This window comes from Pseudomonas sp. HLG18 (assembly GCF_051903985.1).
In the GTDB taxonomy this organism is placed as follows: Bacteria; Pseudomonadota; Gammaproteobacteria; order Pseudomonadales; family Pseudomonadaceae; genus Aquipseudomonas; species Aquipseudomonas fluorescens_BT.
Genome location: NZ_CP195831.1, coordinates 1380664 through 1402143 on the forward strand (window position 1 = coordinate 1380664; position 21480 = coordinate 1402143).

General features: G+C 63.8%; 2 protein-coding genes. Both read left to right on the top strand.

The features are described 5' to 3' along the window. Nucleotides 1-179: 179 nt before the first annotated feature. Nucleotides 180-13178: an amino acid adenylation domain-containing protein gene (locus ACSPX5_RS06380; RefSeq protein ID WP_439821200.1), complete on the top strand. Its 12999-nt coding sequence runs from the start codon at nt 180-182 to the stop codon at nt 13176-13178. After that, on the top strand, nt 13175-21475 hold the full coding sequence (locus tag ACSPX5_RS06385; RefSeq protein ID WP_439821201.1) for an amino acid adenylation domain-containing protein: 8301 nt from the start codon (nt 13175-13177) through the stop codon (nt 21473-21475). The genes ACSPX5_RS06380 and ACSPX5_RS06385 overlap by 4 nt, the downstream gene beginning before the upstream one ends. Nucleotides 21476-21480 lie beyond the last annotated feature (5 nt).

Here is a 21480-nt window from a genome sequence, read left to right on the forward strand (position 1 = left end):
ATCGGCGTCGATTCGCGGTTCCAGCGGATCGACGCCATGACTGGTCGGTCACGGGGCTTGTCCCCGCTTCCCATGTCAGCCACCCAGGCCCCGATGTTTTAGCTTTTCCAGGCTGCGCGCAGCCGTACGGACTCGCTGCTGCGCGCTCCTTTTTTCTGAATTTACAGCAGGTTACCCCCATGCAATTTCGCGAGCTGATGGCCGTTATTTCCACCCATGCGATCCGCCTTCAACAGGACGATGAAGACCTGGTCATTCTGGGCGATGACGACGCACTGGACGATGCGTTGTGGGACAGCCTCGCCAAACACAAGGCGCAGTTGCTGGAACTGGTGGCGAGCCACGGCGGCGACTGGTCGAGCCCGGCGCTGCGCATCACCCCGGACATGCTGCCGCTGGTGCAGCTGGATCAGCCGGCCATCGACCGTATCGTTGCCACGGTGCCGGGTGGCGTGGCGAATGTACAGGACATCTATCCGCTGGCACCGTTGCAGGAGGGGCTGCTTTATCACCACCTTTCCGCACCCGAGGGTGATCCCTATGTGTCGCAGGCGCGGTTCACGTTCGACAGTCGCGAACGGCTGGAGGCATTCACCGAAGCGTTGCGTCGGGTGATCGAGCGCCATGACATTTTGCGCACCTCCATCCTCTGGGAGCATCTGGACGAACCTGTGCAGGTGGTCTGGCGTGAAGCCCCGCTGGTCTGTGAGGAAGTCGATCTGAATGTCCGCGAGGACATCCTCGCGCAATTGCTGGCACGCCACGACCCGCAATACTTTCGCCTCGACCTGCGACAGGCCCCGTTGTTGCGGCTGGTGTTCGCCGAGGATCCGGCCAACGACCGGGTGGTCGCGTTGTTGCTGTTCCATCACATGATCATGGATCACGTCGCGCTTGATGTGGTGCGCCGGGAAATTCAGGCCTATCTGTCCGGCCGCGACGCCGACGTCGCGAGGGCGGTGCCATTTCGCGATCATCTGGCGAGGGCACGCCTGGGGTCGGATGAGCAAGCGCATCAAGACTTTTTCCGCGAGATGCTCGGCGACATCGACGAGCCGACACTGCCCGGTGGCTTGCACGACGTACAAGGTGACGGACAGGGCATCGAGGAAGTCTCGTGCATGCTCGACAGCGATCTGAGCCAGCGCCTGCGTACCCAGGCGCGACAATCGGGCGTGAGCGTGGCGAGCCTGATGCACCTGGCCATGGCGCGAGTGCTTGGGCAACTGTGCGGGCGCTCGGCGGTGGTGTTCGGCACCGTTCTGTTGGGACGGATGAACGCGGCTGACGGTGTTGAACAGGCCTTGGGGATGTTCATCAATACCTTGCCTTTGCGGGTGGATGTCGGCGCGTCGAGCGTTCATGACGGCGTGCTGGCGACGCACCGGCGCCTGACCGCGCTGCTCGCCCATGAGCAGGCGTCCCTGGCACTGGCCCAGCGTTGCAGCGCCGTGGCGGTACCGACGCCGCTGTTCAGCGCCATGCTCAACTACCGCCACAGCAGCGTGGAGGAAGTCGCCGAGGTGATCGAGCTGTCACCGGGGGTGCACGTGTTGGGTGCCCGCGAGCGCACCAATTACCCGCTGACCGTCAACATCGATGACCTCGGTCAGGACCTGCGCATCACGGTACTGGCCGATGTGACGCTTGGCGCCTCACGCATCGCCGGTTACCTGCGCACGGCACTGGACAGTCTCGTCGATGCGTTGCAGAACAACCCGCAAGCCGCATTGCACAGCCTCAACATCCTGCCGCCCGCCGAGCGTGAACACTGGCTGTATGGCGTCAACTCACCGAAGGCAACGTTTCCCGACACGCCTTTGATCCATCAGCAATTCGAAGCGCATGCGCACAATCGGCCCGAGGCGGTTGCGTTGCTGTTCGAGGGCCGTACTTACAGCTATGGAGCACTCAACCGACAGGCCAACCAGGTGGCCCATCGTTTGCTCGCCCTTGGCATTCGTCTGGATGACCGGGTAGCGATCTGCGTCGAGCGCGGCCCGCAAATGATCGTCGGCCTGCTCGGTGTGCTCAAGGCGGGTGCCGGTTACGTGCCGATCGATCCGGCTTATCCGCTGGAGCGCATCACCTTCACCCTGCAAGACAGTGCGCCGGTGGCGGTGCTGATGCAGGCAGCGACTCTGGATCGGATTGCCGGGCTCTCCGTGCCGCAGATCGACCTTGACGACCAAGGTTTGCAAAATGAACCGGAGTCCAATCCACAGATCCCGGACTTGAATCCGGCGCATCTGGCCTACGTGATCTACACCTCGGGTTCCACCGGGCTGCCCAAAGGCGTGATGGTCGAGCACCGCAACGTGGCACGTCTGTTTGGCGCGACCCACGACTGGTTCCGGTTCAGTGCGCAAGACGTCTGGGCGTTGTTCCACTCGTTTGCCTTTGACTTCTCGGTCTGGGAAATCTGGGGCGCGCTGGCTTACGGCGGTCAGTTGCTGGTGGTGCCGCAACACATCAGCCGCTCGCCGGACGAGTGTTACGCGTTGCTCTGCCGCACGGGTGTCACCGTACTCAACCAGACGCCGAGCGCGTTCCGTCAGTTGATCGCCGCCCAGGGCCGCAGCCCGTTGCAGCATTCGCTGCGCGAAGTGATTTTTGGCGGTGAGGCGCTCGATCCGGGATCGCTCAGACCCTGGTACGCGCGGATCGGCAACGCCGGCACCCGGCTGGTGAATATGTATGGCATCACCGAAACCACGGTGCATGTGACCTATCGACCGCTGGTGGCGGCAGATGCGCAATTGACCGCCAGCAGCCCGATCGGCGTGCGCATTCCCGACCTGCAGCTGTACGTCCTCGATGCCCGGCGGGAACCGGTGCCGGCCGGGGTGACCGGTGAGTTATACGTGGGCGGCGCCGGGGTTGCCCGAGGGTATCTGAATCGTGAGGCGTTGACTGCCGATCGCTTCATCGCCGATCCGTTCAGCGGGCATGCCGAAGCGCGTTTGTACAGGACCGGCGATCTGGCACGCTGGACGGTGGACGGCGAACTTGAATACCTGGGACGCAACGATGACCAGGTGAAAATCCGTGGTTTCCGTATCGAACTTGGCGAGATCCAGGCACGTCTTGCCGCCTGCGACGGCGTGCGCGATGCGCTGGTGATCGCCCGCGAGGACAGCCCCGGCGACACGCGTCTGGTGGCCTACTGGCTGGCCGCCGAAGGTGTCGAACCGAGCGTTGCTCAACTGCGCGATCACCTGCTGGCCTCGCTGGCCGAGCATATGGTGCCGGGCGCGTTCGTGCGCCTTGATGCCTTCCCGCTGACGGCCAATGGCAAACTCGATCGCCGGGCGTTGCCGCAGCCTGACAACGAAGCCTTCGCCCGGCGGGCGTTTGAAGCACCGCTTGGCGAAATCGAGACCCGCATCGCTGTGATCTGGCAGACCATGCTCGGGCTGGACCGGGTGGGCAGGCATGACAATTTCTTCGAGCTGGGCGGTCATTCGCTGCTGGCGGTGAAGCTGATCGAGCGCATGCGTCAGCAGGACATGCAGTGCGACGTCCGTGTGCTGTTCGGCCAGCCGAGCGTGGCGGCACTCGCGGCGACGCTGGGAGGGGACGCGACGGTCAGCGTACCGGCCAATCGCATCGAACCCGGTTGCACCCGCATCACCCCGGACATGCTGCCACTGGCCACGCTGGATCAAGCGGCCATCGACCGTATCGTTGAGACCGTCGAGGGCGGTATCGACAACGTGCAGGACATCTACGCCCTGGCACCGTTGCAGGCGGGAATTCTCTATCACCATCTGGCCATTGCCGACGGTGACCCTTACGTGTTGCAAGCGCAGTTCGCCTTCGACGGGCTGGCGCAGATCAAGGCGTTCGTCCGCGCATTGAACAGTGTCATCGCCCGGCACGACATCCTGCGTACCAGCGTGGTCAGGGAAAACCTTGAGGAGCCGGTGCAAGTGGTGTGGCGTGCGGCGCCGCTGGCACTGGAGCGGGTGGATGCCGATCCGCAGGACGGTGATGTGTTGCAGCAAATGCAGGCACACTTCGATCCGCGACACTATCGCCTGGACTTGCAGCGTGCGCCGTTGATGCGCTTCGCCTACACCGAAGACCCGTTGCAAAACCGCTGGGTCGCAATCCTGCTGTTGCACCACATCGTGCTCGATCACACCGCGCTTGAGGTGTTGGTGGCCGAGATGAGCGACGCCCTTGACGGGCAAGTCGACGCGCTGCCGCCCCCCGTGCAATACCGCAACTATGTCGCTCAGGCCCGTCTCGGTTCGAATACCGGGGCACATGAAGCGTTCTTTCGCGACATGCTCGGCGACATCGTTGAACCGACCCTGGCGTTCGGCCTGCGAGACGTACTCGGCGATGGCACAAACATCGTGGACAGCGAACTGGCACTGGATGAGCATCTTGCCGGGCGCCTGCGCCAACAGGCCCGCACGCTGGGCATCAGCGTTGCGAGTCTGGTGCATCAGGCCTGGGCCCAGGTCCTTGCACAGATCTGCGGGCGCGAGGAGGTGGTATTCGGCACGGTGCTGCTGGGGCGCATGCAGGGTGGAGAGGGCGCCGACCGTTCCTTGGGTATGTTCATCAACACGCTGCCGCTGCGGGTCAATGTCGGGGCGACGGCGGTGGAGGCGGGTGTCAGGGCGACCCACGAGCGTCTGGCGCAACTGCTGGTGCATGAGCAGGCGCCGCTGATGCTGGCTCAACGTTGCAGTGGCGTGACGGGTTCAGAACCGCTGTTCAATACCTTGCTCAACTATCGCCACAGCGCGCAACAGACGGCTACGCCGGGATGGGAGGGCATCCGGATTCTCGATTCTCGTGAGCGCAGCAACTATCCGCTGGTGGTCAGCGTCGATGACCTTGGACAGGGTTTCCGGCTGTCTGTACAGGCAGTGCCCGAAGTGGATGGCGCGCGGGTTTGCGATTATCTGCAAACGGCGTTGGACAATTTGCTGAGCGCGCTGGAACAGGATCGCAATGCGCCATTGAATCAGGTGGCGATTCTGTCGGCGGCCGAACGCCAGCGCGTGCTGGTCGGTTTCAATATCACCGGTCGCGACTTTGCCCACGGTCATGTTGTGCACCAGTTGTTTGAAGCGCGAGCGGCGATCCAACCCGACGCTGTAGCAATGGTGCAGGGCGGGCAACGTCTGAGCTACGACGGGTTGAACCGCCGCGCCAACCGCCTGGCCCATCACCTGATCGGTCTCGGCGTGCAACCGGACGATCGCGTCGCGCTCTGCGTGCAGCGGGGTCCGCAGATGCTGGTCGGGCTGCTGGCGATCCTCAAGGCTGGCGCCGGTTATGTACCGGTCGATCCGGCGCATCCGGCAGAACGGATCATTTATCTGTTGCAGGACAGCGATCCGGTGGCGGTACTGGCACAGACGGCCACTCGCGATCTGCTGGGCGCCGTGCCGGTGATCAATCTTGACAGTGACGCCTGGCAGCATCTGCCGGACAGCAATCCACAGCTGCCGGACCTGACCCCCGAGCATCTGGCCTACGTGATCTACACCTCGGGCTCCACCGGCCAGCCGAAAGGCGTGATGGTCGAACACGCGACCCTGGAAAACCTTGTGCACTGGCATGCCGAAGCCTTCGACCTGCACGCCGGCAGCCACACCGCCAGCGTTGCCGGGTTCGGCTTTGATGCGATGGCCTGGGAAGTCTGGCCGGCGTTGTGCGTCGGCGCGACGTTGCACCTGCCGCCGGAAACGGTGAGCAACGAGCACCTGGACGAACTGCTCGAGTGGTGGCGAGCGCAGCCGTTGCAGGTGAGTTTCCTGCCGACACCGGTGGCCGAATATGCCTTCAGCCGCGAGCTGCAACACCCGACCCTGCGTACCTTGCTGATCGGCGGCGACAAGCTGCGTCAGTTCAACCGTGCGCAGACCTTCGCGGTGATCAACAACTACGGCCCGACCGAAGCCACGGTGGTCGCCACGTCCGGCCCGGTTGAAGTGGGTCAACCGCTGCACATCGGCCGGCCGATGGCCAACGCCCGCATCTATCTGCTGGATGACCAGCAACGTCCGGTGCCTGTGGGGGTGACGGGCGAGTTGTACGTCGCTGGTGCGGGCGTGGCGCGGGGCTATCTGAACCGTCCCGAGCTGACCGCCGAGCGCTTTCTGAATGATCCGTTCAACGAAGGGCGCATGTACCGCACCGGCGACCTCGCACGCTGGCTGGCGGACGGCAATATCGAATACCTGGGCCGCAACGACGATCAGGTGAAACTGCGCGGTGTGCGGGTTGAACTCGGGGAAATCGAAGCGGCGCTGGCCAGCCATCCGGCAGTGCAGGACGCGGTGGCGCTGGTGCGCGACGGCCAGTTGCTGGTGTGGTTCACCGAGCGTGCGCCGACCGATATCGAAGCCCTGCGCAATCATCTGCAAACCCGATTGCCGCAAGCGCTGATCCCGGCCGCCTACGTGCGACTCGACGCCTTGCCGCTGACCGCCAACGGCAAACTCGACCGCAAGGCCTTGCCGGAACCGGATCAAAGCGCCTGGCTCAGCCGCGAATACGAAGCCCCGCAGGGCCCGGTGGAAACCGCGCTGGCGCAGATCTGGGCCGATGTGTTGAAACTGGAGCAGGTCGGACGCCACGACAACTTCTTCGAACTGGGCGGCCACTCGTTACTGGCGGTCAGCCTGATCGAACGCCTGCGCCAGATCGGCCTCAACACTGACGTGCGCGTGCTGTTTAGCCAGCCGACCCTGGCAGCGCTGGCCGCGGCGGTGGGCAGCGGTCGCGAAATCGAAGTGCCTGCCAATCGCATTCCGGCCGGCTGCACTTACATCACCCCGGAGCTGCTGAGCCTGACCGAGCTGGATCAGGCCAGCATTGACCGGATCGTTGCCACCGTGCCCGGCGGCGCCGCCAACGTGCAGGATATTTATCCGCTGGCGCCGTTGCAGGAAGGCATTCTTTACCACCACCTGAGTGCCGCCGAGGGCGATCCCTACTTATTACAGACATGTCTGGCCTTTGCCAGCGTCGAGCGCTTGCACGCTTTTGCCAACGCCTTGCAAAAGGTGATTGCGCGCCACGACATCCTGCGCACCAGTCTGGTTTGGGAAGGATTGCCGAGCCCGCAGCAAGTGGTGTGGCGAGAGGCTGCGCTGATGGTGCAACCGGTGGCTCTTGATCCACTGGATGGCGATATCCTCGATCAGTTGCGCGCACGGTTCGATGCCCGGGATTTTCGCCTCGACCTCGGTCAGGCACCGCTGATCCGTCTGATGTATGCCGAGGATCCGCTGCATGGCCGGGTGGCAGGCGTTCTGTTGTTCCATCACGTCGTGCTGGATCACACGGCGCTGGAGGTGGTTCGCCGGGACATGCAGGTGTATCTGCCGGGGCAGATTGAGTCTTTGCCTCCCGCCGCGCCGTACCGCAACTACGTCCATCAGGCCCGCCAGGGCATCAGCGAGGAAGAACACGAAACCTTCTTTCGCGAAATGCTCGGTGATATTGACGAGCCGACCCTGCCATTCGGCTTGCAGGACGTACAGGGCGATGGCCGCAGCATCGAGGAGTATTCGCTGGCCCTGCCGCAGGAACTGAATCGGCACCTGCGCCGCCAGGCGCGGCAATTCGGGGTCAGCGTCGCGAGCCTGTTTCATCTCGCCTGGGCACGGGTGCTGGCGGCGACCTCCGGACGCCGGGACGTTGTGTTCGGCACGGTGCTGCTGGGGCGCATGCAAGGCGGCGAGGGCGCGGATCGGGCTTTGGGGATGTTCATCAACACCTTGCCACTGCGCGTGCAGGTAGATGGACAGAGTGTGAGTGAAGCGGTTCGCACGGTTCATGAGCGGCTGGCGGCTTTACTGGGACACGAACATGCGTCGCTGGCCCTGGCTCAGCGTTGCAGCGCCGTGGCCGCCCCTTTGCCGCTGTTCAGCGCGGTACTCAACTATCGACACAGCGGCCACGACGCTGCGCGACAGACGGTTGATCAGGTCTGGCAAGGCATCGAATTCCTGGCCCAGGACGGCCGCACGAATTATCCGCTGACCCTCAGCATCAATGACCAGGGCGATGGCTTCAACCTGTCGGTGCTGACTCCGGATCATGTGGGGGCGCAGCGGGTCTGCGAGCTGATGCACACCGCTCTGACGGAGCTGGCGACAGCGTTGGCTGACAACCCCGGACAAGCCTTTGAACGTCTCAACGTCCTGTCAGCAGCGGCGCGCACGCAGCTGCTTGGCGACTTTAACGCCAGCGCCGCGCATTACCCTTCAGCGCAAGGTGTTCATCGTCTGTTCGAAGCGCAGGTTGCGCGCACGCCGGATGCCGTGGCGGTTCAGGCGGGCACGCAGCGCCTGACGTTCAGGCAGTTGAACCAGCGCGCCAATCGCCTGGCCCATCATCTGCTGGGGCTGGGGGTCACTACCGAGACGCGAGTGGCGATCTGTCTCAAACGCAGCCCGGACATGCTGGTCGGCTTGCTGGCGATCCTCAAGGCCGGCGCCGCTTATGTACCGGTCGACCCGGCTTATCCACCCGAGCGCATCGCTTACATGCTGGCCGACAGTACGCCGAGGGTGGTACTGGTTCGCGACGCCGCACTGCCTGATCAGGCTGGCGTACCGGTGATTGATCTCGCCCATGAAACCTGGTCAGGCCTGTCGGTTGCTGATCCGCAGGTCGCCGATTTTACGCCGGACAACCTGGCCTACGTGATCTACACCTCGGGCTCCACCGGCCAGCCGAAAGGGGTGATGGTCGAACACGCGACCCTGGAAAACCTTGTGCACTGGCACGCCGAAGCCTTCGACCTGCACGCCGGCAGCCACACCGCCAGCGTGGCCGGGTTCGGTTTCGATGCGATGGCCTGGGAAGTCTGGCCGGCGCTGTGCGTCGGTGCGACGTTGCACCTGCCGCCGGAATCGGTGAGCAACGAGCACCTGGACGAACTGCTCGACTGGTGGCGAGCGCAGCCGTTGCAGGTGAGTTTCCTGCCGACACCGGTGGCCGAATACGCCTTCAGCCGCGAGCTGCAACACCCGACCCTGCGTACCTTGTTGATCGGTGGCGACAAACTGCGTCAGTTCAACCGTGCGCAGACCTTCGCGGTGATCAACAACTACGGCCCGACCGAAGCCACGGTGGTCGCCACGTCCGGCCCGGTTGAAGTGGGTCAACCTCTGCACATCGGCCGGCCGATGGCCAACGCCCGCATCTATCTGCTCGATGACCAGCAACGCCCCGTGCCGGTAGGTGTGACGGGCGAGTTGTACGTCGCCGGCGCTGGTGTCGCACGGGGTTACCTGAACCGTCCCGAGCTGACCGCCGAGCGCTTCCTGAATGATCCGTTCAACGAAGGGCGCATGTACCGCACAGGCGACCTCGCACGCTGGCTCGCGGACGGCAATATCGAATACCTGGGCCGCAACGACGATCAGGTGAAACTGCGCGGTGTGCGGGTTGAACTGGGAGAAATCGAAGCGGCGCTGGCCAGCCATTCCGCGGTGCAGGACGCGGTGGCGCTGGTGCGCGACGGGCAGTTGCTGGTGTGGTTCACCGAGCGTGCGCCGACGGATATCGAAGCCCTGCGCAATCATCTGCAAACCCGATTGCCGCAAGCGCTGATCCCGGCGGCTTACGTGCGACTCGACGCCTTGCCGCTGACCGCCAACGGCAAACTCGACCGCAAGGCCTTGCCGGAGCCGGATCAGAACGCTTGGCTCAGCCGCGAATACGAAGCCCCGCAAGGCCCGGTGGAAACCGCGCTGGCACAGATCTGGGCCGATGTGTTGAAACTGGAGCAGGTCGGCCGCCACGACAACTTCTTCGAACTGGGCGGCCACTCGTTGCTGGCCGTCACCCTGATCGAACGCCTGCGCCAGATCGGCCTCAACACCGACGTGCGCGTGCTGTTCAGCCAGCCAACGCTGGCTGCACTGGCCGCTGCGGTGGGCAGCGGTCGCGAAATCGAAGTGCCTGCCAATCGCATTCCTGCCGGCTGCACTTACATCACTCCGGAGCTGCTGAGCCTGACCGAGTTGGATCAGGCCAGCATTGACCGGATCGTTGCCACGGTGCCGGGTGGCGCTGCCAACGTGCAGGATATTTATCCGCTGGCACCGTTGCAGGAAGGCATCCTCTATCACCACTTGAGCGCGGAGCAGGGTGACCCGTACCTGCTGCAATCGCGGCTGGCCTTCGACAGTCTCGAGCGGCTCGACAGCTTTGTTGCGGCGCTGCGCCAGGTCATTGCGCGTCACGACATCCTGCGTACGGCGGTGGTCTGGCAGAAACTGGCCGAACCGATGCAAGTGGTGTGGCGTCACGCAGACCTGCCGGTGCAGGCGATCGTGCTCGACCCGGCGGATGGCGACATCCTCGAGCAATTGCACGAGCATTTCGATGCCCGGCACTACCGCCTCGACATCAGCCAGGCGCCATTGTTGCGTCTGGTGTATGCCCGTGATCCGGCTCACGACCGGGTAGTCGCGATGTTGTTGTTCCACCATGTGGTGATGGATCACACCGCGCTGGACGTGGTACAGCACGAAATGCTCGCCTGCCTGCAAGGGCGCGAAGCCTCGCTGGGCGCGGCGGTGCCTTACCGCAACTACGTGGCGCAGGCGCGGCTGGGTGTCAGCGAGCAGGAGCACGAAGCGTTCTTTCGGGAAATGCTCGGCGACATCGACGAGCCGACCCTGCCGTTCGGCTTGCAGGATGTACAAGGCGACGGTCGCGACATCGAGGAAACGCAACAGGCCCTGACCGCCATAACCAGCCAGCGTCTGCGCAGCCTGGCCCGGCAACTGGGCATCAGCGTGGCCAGCCTGTTCCACCTCGCGTGGGCCCAGGTGCTGGCGGCGACGTCGGGTCAGGAGCGGGTGGTGTTCGGCACGGTACTGATGGGCCGGATGCAGGGCGGCGACGGGGCCGACCGGGCGTTGGGGATGTTCATCAACACCTTGCCACTGCGGGTCGATCTGGGGGCAACCCCGGTGCGCGAAGGCGCTCGGGCGACGCATGCGCGGCTCAGTGCGCTGCTCGGCCATGAACACGCGTCACTGGCGCTGGCCCAGCGTTGCAGCGGTGTGGCCGCGCCGTCGCCGCTGTTCAGTTCGATGCTCAACTACCGGCACAGCGCCGACGAGGCGCAACAGCAAAACCTGCGTCAGGCCTGGCAGGGCATCGAGACCCTGAGCAGCGAAGAACGCACCAACTATCCGCTGAGCCTGGGCGTCGATGATCTGGGCAGCGGGTTTGTGCTCACCGCCATGACCCCTGCGAGCATCGGTTCGCAACGCATCTGCGACTACATGCAGACCGCGCTGGATAAACTGGCGGATGCGCTGGAACAGGCACCGGATCAGCCGCTGAACCGCTTGCCGATCCTTGAAGGCGCAGAACGTCAGCGAGTGCTGTACGACCTCAACGCCACCGGCACCGCAGACAATCTGGAGCAAACCGTTCACGGGCTGTTCGAAGCGCAAGTACAACGCACGCCGCAAGCCGTTGCGTTGCAGGCCGGTGAACAGCGGCTGACCTACGCCGAACTCAACGCTCAGGCCAACCGTCTGGCCCATTACCTGCGCGAGTTGGGCGTGGGGCCGGATTCGCGGGTGGCGATCTGTGTCGAGCGTGGGCTGGAACTGATCGTCGGTCTGCTCGGCATCCTCAAGGCGGGCGGTGCCTATGTACCGCTGGACCCGGCGTACCCGGCCGAGCGCCTGGATTACATGCTCAAGGACAGCGCGCCGGTAGCGGTGCTGGTGCACGGGGCGACTCGTGCATTGCTCGACGAAAGCGCCGCGCTGGTGATCGATCTGGATCAGGACCACTGGACATTCAACCCGCAGGACAACCCGCAAGTACCGAACCTGAGCGCTTCGAACCTGGCCTACGTGATCTACACCTCCGGTTCGACCGGTGCGCCGAAAGGCGTGATGGTCGAGCATCGTGGCGTGGGCAACCTGTTGCACTGGAGTTCGCAGCTGTGTCCCGCCGTGACGGACGGTGCCCTGTTGCAGAAAACCCCGTTCAGTTTCGATGCCTCGGTCTGGGAGCTGTTCTGGCCGTTGAGCTCCGGGCTGCGGCTAGTGCTGGCTCGCCCCGATGGACACCGCGAGCCGGCGTATCTGGTGCAGGTGATTCGCGAACAGCGGATCAGCGTGATCCAGTTCGTGCCGGTGTTGTTGCAACAGTTCCTCGAGCAGAACGATGTCAGCCAGTGCAGCAGTCTCACCGACGTGTTCTGTGGCGGCGGCGACCTGACGCCGGCGCTGGCTCGTCTTGTGCGCGAGCGCTTGCCGCAAGTGCGTTTGCACAACGTCTACGGCCCGACCGAAGCGACAGTCGACAGCACGGTGTGGACGCTGGAGCCGTCGATGCCGGTGCCGGACAGTGCGTTGCCGATCGGACGGCCGATCAACAACACCCGTTTGTATGTACTGGATGCCGCCGGGCGGCCGGTGCCGATGGGGGTCATCGGTCAGTTGTTCATTGGCGGTGCCGGGGTTGCGCGGGGCTATCTGGGCCTGCCGCAATTGATGGCCGAACGGTTTATCCCGAGCCCGTTCGTGGTCGGCGACCGGTTGTACGCCACGGGCGACCTTGTGCGCTACCGCGTCGATGGCCAGCTCGAATTCATCGGGCGCAACGACTTCCAGGTCAAGCTGCGTGGCCTGCGCCTGGAGCCGGGTGAAATCGAAGCGCAGTTGCTCAGCCATCCAGCCCTGCGTGAAACCGTGGTGCTGGTGCGTGAGGAACGTCTGGTGGCGTACTTCACCTGGCACGCCGAGGCCGGTCAGCCTGGGATCGAGGCGTTGCGCGAACACTTGCTGGCACGCTTGCCCGATTACATGGTGCCGTCGGCATTCGTCGCGCTCGACAGCCTGCCGCTGAGCCCCAACGGCAAGGTGGATCGCAAGGCGCTGCCGGCACCGGATCAGGCTGCGGTCAGTCGCCGCGAATACGAGGCGCCGGTCGGCGAGATGGAAATCCTCCTTGCGCGACTGTGGTGCGAATTGCTCAAAGTCGAACGCGTCGGGCGGCAAGACCATTTCTTTGAGCTGGGTGGGCATTCGTTGCTGGCAGTCAATCTGATCGGGCGTCTGCAACAGGAAGGTATCGAAGCCGATGTCCGGACGTTGTTCGAGCAACCGACTCTGGCTGGTTATGCAGCCATCACGGAAAGAATGGAGATCGTCCTGTGAACCTGAATGAACTGTTGGCGACACTGAAGACAAAAGACATCCAGTTGGCAATCACGGACGGGCAATTACGGGTCAATGGCAACAAGCAGGCCCTGAGTGAGCCGGGTTTGCTGGCCGCGTTGCGCGAGCACAAGCCGGCATTGATCGAGCTGATCGAGGCGGGCGATTACTCGGCCGCACGGGAGGGACAGGTTGAAGTGCCGGTCAATGGCATTTCACCGGGCACCACACGGATCACCCCGGCGATGCTGACGCTGGTCGAGCTGAGCCAGGACACCCTCGATCAAATTGTCGCGCAGATCCCTGGCGGCGGCGCCAATGTCCAGGACATCTATCCGCTGACGCCGTTGCAGGAGGGCATCCTCTACCACCACGCGAGCGCTGCACAGGGTGACCCGTATGTGATGCAGGCGAAATTCGCGTTCAGCGGACTCGCGCGGTTCGAGGCATTCGTCCAGGCGTTGCAGACCGTCATCCAGCGCCACGACATTCTGCGCACCGCCATCGTCTGGGAAGGACTGGACACGCCGGTGCAAGTGGTCCTGCGAAATGTCGGGTTGCCTTTGGAGGCAATGCAGCTCGATGCGGCTGAAGGCGATGTCCTGGAACAGTTGCATGCGCGATTTGACGCCCGGCACTTTCGCCTCGACGTGACTCGCGCGCCGCTATTGCGCCTGGCCCATGCCTGGGATGCAGAGGCCGGGCGTATCGTCGCCATATTGCTGTTTCACCACATGGCGATGGATCACTCGGCGCTCGCTGTCGTCAGCGAGGAAATGCAGGCTTGCCTGTCAGGGCAGAGCGCCAGACTGGGACCGCCCGTACCGTTTCGCAATTATGTCGCCCAGGCGCGACTAGGCATCAGCGAGTCGGAGCACGAGGCATTTTTCCGCGAGATGCTCGGTGACATCGACGAGCCGACGTTACCGTTCGGTTTGCAAGGCGTGCATGGCGATGGCAGCGACATCGAAGAATGTGGTGTGCCACTTGACCCTTTGCTGGGGCAGCGCCTGCGAGCCAGTGCCCGGTCGCTCGGCGTGAGTGTCGCGAGTCTGTTCCATCTCGGCTGGGGGCAGGTCCTCAATGCACTCACCGGAAAGTCGGCCGTTGTGTTCGGTACCGTGTTGATGGGGCGGATGCAAGGGGCGGAGGCGACCGACCGCGCGCTGGGCATTTTCATCAACACCTTGCCGCTGCGGGTCGAGGTCAGTGCGCTGGCAGCGAGTGAGTCGGTGAAGGCCACCCATGTACGTCTGACCAGCCTGATGCGCCATGAGCACGCACCGCTGGTGCTGGCCCAGCGCTGCAGTGGGGTGGTCGGGTCATCGCCGCTATTCAACTCGCTGCTCAACTACCGGCACAGCACCTCGAGCGCCAATGCCAGTGCCGAAGCGCTCTCGGCCTGGGAGGGGATCAGCGTCCTGCATGCGCAAGAACGCACCAATTACCCGCTGACCTTGAGCATCGATGACTTTGGCGATCACTTCAGCCTGACGCTGCTGGCCACCCGTGAAGTCGAGGCACAGCGGATCTGCGGCTATATGTTGTGTGCCATGGAAAACCTGTTGCAGACGCTGGAGCAAGCGGCGGATACGCCGTTGAGCCAACTGTCGGTGTTGCCCGCTCTGGAGCGCGAACAGCTGTTGACGGGGTTCAACGCCAGCAATGTCGAATACGTTCGCGGACAGACGATTCATCAACGCTTCGAGGCGCAGGTCGTCGCGCGACCGCAAGCGTTGGCGGCGGTGCACCTGGACAAGCAACTGACGTTCGACGAACTGAATCGCCAGGCCAACCTTCTGGCGCATCGCTTGATCGATCTGGGCGTGCGACCGGATGACCGGGTAGCCATCGTCGCCCGTCGAGGACTGGATACCCTGGCCGGAATGCTCGCAGTCCTCAAGGCCGGCGCCGGGTATGTACCGATCGACCCCGCGCATCCGGCCGAACGCTTGAATTATCTGCTGAGCGATTGCGAGCCAGTGGCGATTCTGACTTCAAGTGACCTGCTCGCACGGCTGCCGGGACAGGAGCTGCCGGTACTCGATCTTGATCCGCGCACCTGGCGCTCAGGCAATGACGCAAACCCGGTGGTACCAGATCTGTCCGAAGCGAACCTGGCTTATGTGATCTACACCTCGGGCTCCACCGGTTTGCCCAAGGGCGTAATGGTCGAACATCAGACACTGGTCAATCTGGTCGACTGGCACAGCAACGCCTTTGACCTGTGCGCCGGTCGTCATACGTCGAGTCTGGCCGGGTTCGGCTTCGACGCGATGGCCTGGGAAGTCTGGCCATCGCTGTCCGTCGGCGCGACCCTGCACCTGGCGCCTGCGCAGGACGGCGGCGAAGACGTCGACGGGCTGCTGGCCTGGTGGTGCGCGCAACCGCTGGACGTGAGTTTCCTGCCAACGCCCGTCGCCGAGTACGCCTTCAGCCGGCATCTCGAGCATCCGACATTGCGCACCTTGCTGATCGGCGGCGACCGCTTGCGTCAGTTTTCGCGCAATCAGCATTTCGATGTGATCAACAACTATGGCCCGACCGAAGCCACCGTCGTTGCCACGTCCGGACGGATCGAGGCGGGGGAGGTGCTGCACATCGGTAAACCGGTGAGCAATACCTCGGTGTATCTGCTCGACGACCAACAGCGTCCGGTGCCGATCGGGGTATCCGGCGAGCTGTATATCGGTGGCAGAGGCGTGGCGCGCGGTTACTTGAACCGTGCGCAACTGACCGCTGAACGCTTCCTGCCGGACCCGTTCAGTCAACGCCCGAATGCGCGTATGTATCGCACCGGCGACCTTGCCCGCTGGCGCCGGGACGGGACGATCGAATACCTGGGGCGCAACGATGACCAAGTGAAAATCCGCGGCATGCGCATCGAACTGGGGGAAATCGAAAGCCGTCTGCAGCAGCTCCCCGGCATTCAGGAAGTGGTGCTGCTGGCCCGTGAAGACGAGCCCGGACAACCACGGCTGGTGGCCTATTTCACCGAGCAGGCCCAGGTGCAGCCACTGGCTGTGGCGCAACTGCGCGAGCATCTGCTGGGCCAGTTGCCCGAGTACATGGTGCCGGTCGCGTTCGTCAGACTCGACAGCCTGCCGCTGACCGCCAATGGCAAACTCGATCGCAAGGCCCTGCCGTTGCCGGAGCGCACGGCGCTGCTCACTCGCGAGTACGAGGCGCCGCAAGGCGAATTGGAATGCACGCTGGCGCAGATCTGGGCCGAGGTTCTGCAGGTCGAGCGGATAGGGCGTCAGGATCATTTCTTTGAGTTGGGCGGACATTCGTTGCTGGCCATGCGCATGGTTGCGCAAGTGCGCCAGCGGCTGGGCGTGGAGCTTGCGCTCGGCGAGTTGTTCGCCAATGCCGACCTGACGTCGGTGGCGCAGTCGCTCGCCCGGGCCGGACGCTCGACGCAGCCGCCGATCCTGCCGGTGCCACGGGAAGGCGTATTGCCGCTGTCGTTTTCCCAGCAGCGATTCTGGTTTCTGGCACAGATGGAAGGTGCCAACACGGCTTACAACATTCCGATCGGCCTGCGTCTGCGCGGTGTGCTCGACGCCGATGCGCTACAGCGGGCGCTGGCCCGGATTGTCGCCCGGCACGAAAGCCTGCGCAGCCGCTTCGCCCCCTGCAATGGCGACGCCCAGGTGCTGATTACCCCGCCCGACAGCGGCGTGCTGCTGCGTGTCGAGGACTTGCGCCAGCACCCGCAGGCCGACGAAGCCTTGCAGGCGCTGATTCAGGGGGAAGCTTCAGGCCCGTTCGACTTGCAGGACGATCCGTTGATTCGCGGGCGACTGGTGCGTCTGGCCGACGATCACCATGTGCTGCTGATCACCTTGCATCACATCATCTCCGACGGTTGGTCGATGGAGGTGCTGACCCGCGAGCTGATGGCGTTGTATCAGGCTTTCAGTCAGGGGTTGGCGGACCCTTTGCCGCCGCTGGCGTTGCAATACACCGACTATGCCGTCTGGCAGCGACGCTGGCTGAGCGGGGAGGTTTTGCAGCGCCAGAGCGAATATTGGCAACGCACGTTGGCCGATGCGCCAGCCTTGCTGACGTTGCCTGCCGACCGACCCCGGCCGCCGCAACAGGATTACGCCGGCAGCAGCGTCGAAGTATGCCTGGACGAGCGCTTGAGCGCCGGGCTCAAAGCCTTGAGCCAGCGCCATGGCGTGACGCTGTACATGACGATGCTGAGCGCGTGGGCGATGCTGCTCAGTCGTTTGTCCGGGCAATCGGACGTCGTGGTCGGCTCACCGGTGGCCAACCGTTTGCGGGCCGAAATCGAGGGATTGATCGGGTTGTTCGTCAATACCCTGGCGTTACGCATCGATACCTCCGGTGAGCTGAGCGTCGAAGCGTTGCTGGCGCGGGTCAAGGCGCTGACCTTGCAGGCCCAGGACCATCAGGACCTGCCCTTCGAGCACGTGGTGGAAATCGCCCGACCGGCCCGCAGCCTGGCCCACAGTCCGCTGTTCCAGACCATGTTCAACTGGCGCAACAGCGACGGGCCGGTATTGGCGCTGGGGGATCTGACCCTGGAAGCGGTGGCCGAGCCGAGTCACTTCGCCAAGTTCGACCTGACCCTGACCCTGGGTGAATCGCCCAACGGGATAAATGGCTGGATGGAGTACGCCACAGCGCTCTTCGATGAGGCAACGGCGCGGCGCTATATCGGTTACTTCCAGCGTTTGTTGCAGGCCATGGTCAACAACGACCAGGCAGTGCTGGAACACGTGCAGATAATCGAGGATCAGGAACGCACGCAGTTGCTCGACGAACTCAACGCCACCGCGCGGGATTGTCCGCAAGTGTTGACCGTGCAGCGGGTGTTCGAGATGCAGGCCGCCGAGCATCCGCAAGCCGTCGCTGCGGTGCATGGGACGCAGGTGTTGAGTTACGCAGAATTGAACCACAGCGCCAATTGCCTGGCTCATCATCTCATCGCTCAAGGTGTGCGGCCCGGTGATCATGTGGCGATTCTGTTGCCACGCTCTCTGGAGCTGCTGGTCGCACAGTTGGCGATCATCAAGTGTGCGGCGGCCTATGTGCCGCTGGACATCAACGCACCCGCCGAGCGTCAGGCATTCATGGTGCAGGATTGTCAGGCGGTCGCACTGTTGACCGGCAGCGATCAGGCCATCGATTACCCGGTCCGGCGAATGGATCTGGATACCCTGGCGCTTGCCGGGAGTCCTTCGCACAACCCGGATCTGCCTCAGTCCTCGGAGGCGTTGGCGTACATCATGTACACCTCGGGCTCCACGGGCACCCCGAAGGGGGTCATGGTGCCGCATCGCGGCATTACACGCCTTGTGATCGATTGCGGCTATGCCGATTTCAACCCGAGTGACCGGGTGGCATTCGCGTCGAACCCGGCGTTCGACGCGAGCACCATGGACATCTGGGGCGCCTTGCTCAACGGTGGCCAGGTGGCCGTGATCGATCATGGGATCTTGCTCGACCCGCAGGCATTCGGTCGGGAACTGGAGCGCTGCGGGGCGACGATCCTCTTCGTCACCACCGCGTTGTTCAATCAGTACGTGCAATTGATTCCCGAGGCGCTCAAAGGGCTGCGCATCCTGCTGTGCGGTGGCGAGCGTGGTGATCCGGCGGCGTTTCGAAAGCTGCTCGCCGAAGCGCCGGACCTGCGCCTGGTGCATTGTTATGGCCCGACCGAAACCACGACGTACGCCACCACCTTCGAAGTACGTGAGGTGGCGCCGGATGCCGACAGCGTTTCGATTGGCGGCCCCATCGGCAATACCCGCGTGTATGTGCTGGATGACCGGCAACAACCGGTGCCGTTCGGCGTCACCGGCGAGTTGTACATCGGTGGTCAGGGGGTTGCGCTGGGCTATTTGAACCGGCCTCAACTCAGTGCCGAGAAATTCCTCCGGGATCCGTTCAGCGACAATCCGCAAGCCTTGATGTATCGCACGGGCGACCTGGTGCGCTGGCAGGCGCCGGGGCGACTGGAATGTATCGGCCGCAATGATGACCAGGTGAAGATCCGCGGCTTCCGCATTGAGCTCGGGGAAATCGAAAACCGCCTGTTGAGCTGTCCGGGCGTCAAGGAAGCGGTGGTCCTGGCCCGACGCGACGAACAGGAGCCAACGCGGCTGGTGGCCTATTACACGGCGCACGATCCTGCATTGCAGGGCGCCACCCTGCGCGCGCTGCTGCAAGCCAGGTTACCGGAGTACATGGTACCGACCGCCTGGGTGGCGCTGGAGAGCCTGCCGCTGAACAACAACGGCAAGGTCGATCGCAAAGCGTTGCCGGCGCCGACACACCAAGCGCTGGTCATGCGTGACTATGAAGCGCCGGCCAATCCTCTTGAGGCGTCTCTGGCCGGGCTCTGGGCGCAAGTGTTGCAAGTCGGGCGGGTAGGCCGCCATGACAACTTCTTCGAGCTGGGCGGGCATTCGCTGCTGGCGGTGCGGCTCGTCGATCTGATGCAAAAGGCCGACATGCCGGTTTCGTTGGCCGAGCTGTTCCAGCATCCAACTGTCGAGGCTACTGCCACGCTGTTGTGCCAACGCAATGACGCTGTGCGGCACCATGACGGCGTGATCGTGGTGCGTGCAAGCGACCGGGGCACGCCGTTGTTCCTGGTGCATGAGTTCAGTGGTCAGGACCTGTATTTCCCGGCGCTGGGCATGCACATCGGCGGCGAGTTTCCGATTTACGGCTTGCCGGGTATCGATCCCGGTAGCGCGCAACTGCGCACCATGGAGTGCCTGGCAGCCCGGCTGGTCGAGGTGATCCGCGCCAGACAACCCCACGGCCCCTATCGGCTTGCCGGCTGGTCGTTCGGTGGTGTGCTGGCTTATGAAATCGCGTCGCAACTGCTCGGGTTGGACGAGGCAGTGGCGTTCGTCGGGCTGATCGACACCTACGTGCCGCGCCTGGCCGATCCGAACAAGGCGCAGTGGAACGATGCACATGTGCACAAGCGCCAATTGCTTTTGCATTGCACGGCGCATTGGGCCGGGCGTGAGACCCAGGGGCAGCAAGCACTGGCGCGTCTGGCCGTGTTGCAGACCGAACTTGAGCAGTGGGCGTTCGCCGATTTGTTCAACCATTGTCACGAACAACAGCTGCTCAGACCCGAGCTGGCAGCTGTCGCGTCGGCGGATGCCTGGCATTACCTCGACCGGGAGGTGGCCCACGGACATGCGTTGGCCCATTACCGGATCAACCCGATCGGTCTGCCGTTGCATCTGCTGCGTGCCAGGGAGCGTTCGGCGCCAATGTCACGACTCAGCCCCACGTGCGGTTGGGCTGAAGAACTGCCAGGTGTGGAGCTGAACTGCATTGATGTTCCGGGCGATCACCAGAGCATGATGAAAGCACCGCACGTTCAGGCTTTGGGGCAGGCCCTGACTCAGGCGCTGGAAACGGCAACTGCGCCAGCGCCAACGGCTTATCAGCCGATCCTGACGATTCAGACCGGTCACACCGGGCATGCACCGATTTTCTGCGTGCCGGGGGCCGGGGACAGTGTCACCGGGTTCATCCACCTGACCGAGGCGCTGGGGCCGGAGTGGCCGATTCATGGGCTGCAACCCCGGGGCCTCGACGGCGCAACGGTGCCGCACAGCCGGGTCGAAAGCGCGGCCACGTTCTACCGGCGGGCGCTTGAGCAGTTGTACCCGCAGGGGCCGGTGCATCTGATCGGGCATTCGTTCGGTGGCTGGGTGGCTTACGCCATGGCGGCGCAGTTGCAGGTGGCGGGGCGCGAGGTGGCGTCCCTGACCCTGATCGACAGCGAATCACCTGGCGGCAACAGTGTGGTTGGCAAGCCATATACCACGACGGCGGCGATGTTGCGGCTGATCGAGTCGCTGCAGTTGTCCAGCGGCAAGTCTCTGGGCATCGATGCGCTGGCCTTCGCCGAGGCCGACGACAGCACGCAAATGCGCCTGCTGCATGACGGGATGGTGCGCGCGGGTGTGCTGTCCGAACGTGCGTCAGTCGATGCGATGCTGGGGCCGGTACGCACCTTCGCCACGGCGCTGCGTACGGTCTATCGACCGGCGCTGGCCTATACCGGGCCGGTGCGTCTGGCGCTGGTGGACGACCCGACCCTGGACGCCTCGGGCAACCGGCGCGAACAGACGGCGATGCTTGAAGGCTGGCAGCGTGAGGCGAGGGATCTGGCGGTGTGGTACGGCCCGGGCAACCATTTCACGATCCTCAAGGCGCCCAACGTCTTCAGTCTTGCGGCGTGGTGGCATGACGGGCTGACGGTGGCGGCGGGTCAAGTGTTGTCCTGATTGAA

What these genes read in the sequence shown, in the direction of transcription:
- ACSPX5_RS06380 (WP_439821200.1), top strand. Translation starts at nt 180, where the DNA reads ATGCAATTTCGCGAGCTGATGGCCGTTATTTCCACCCATGCGATCCGC.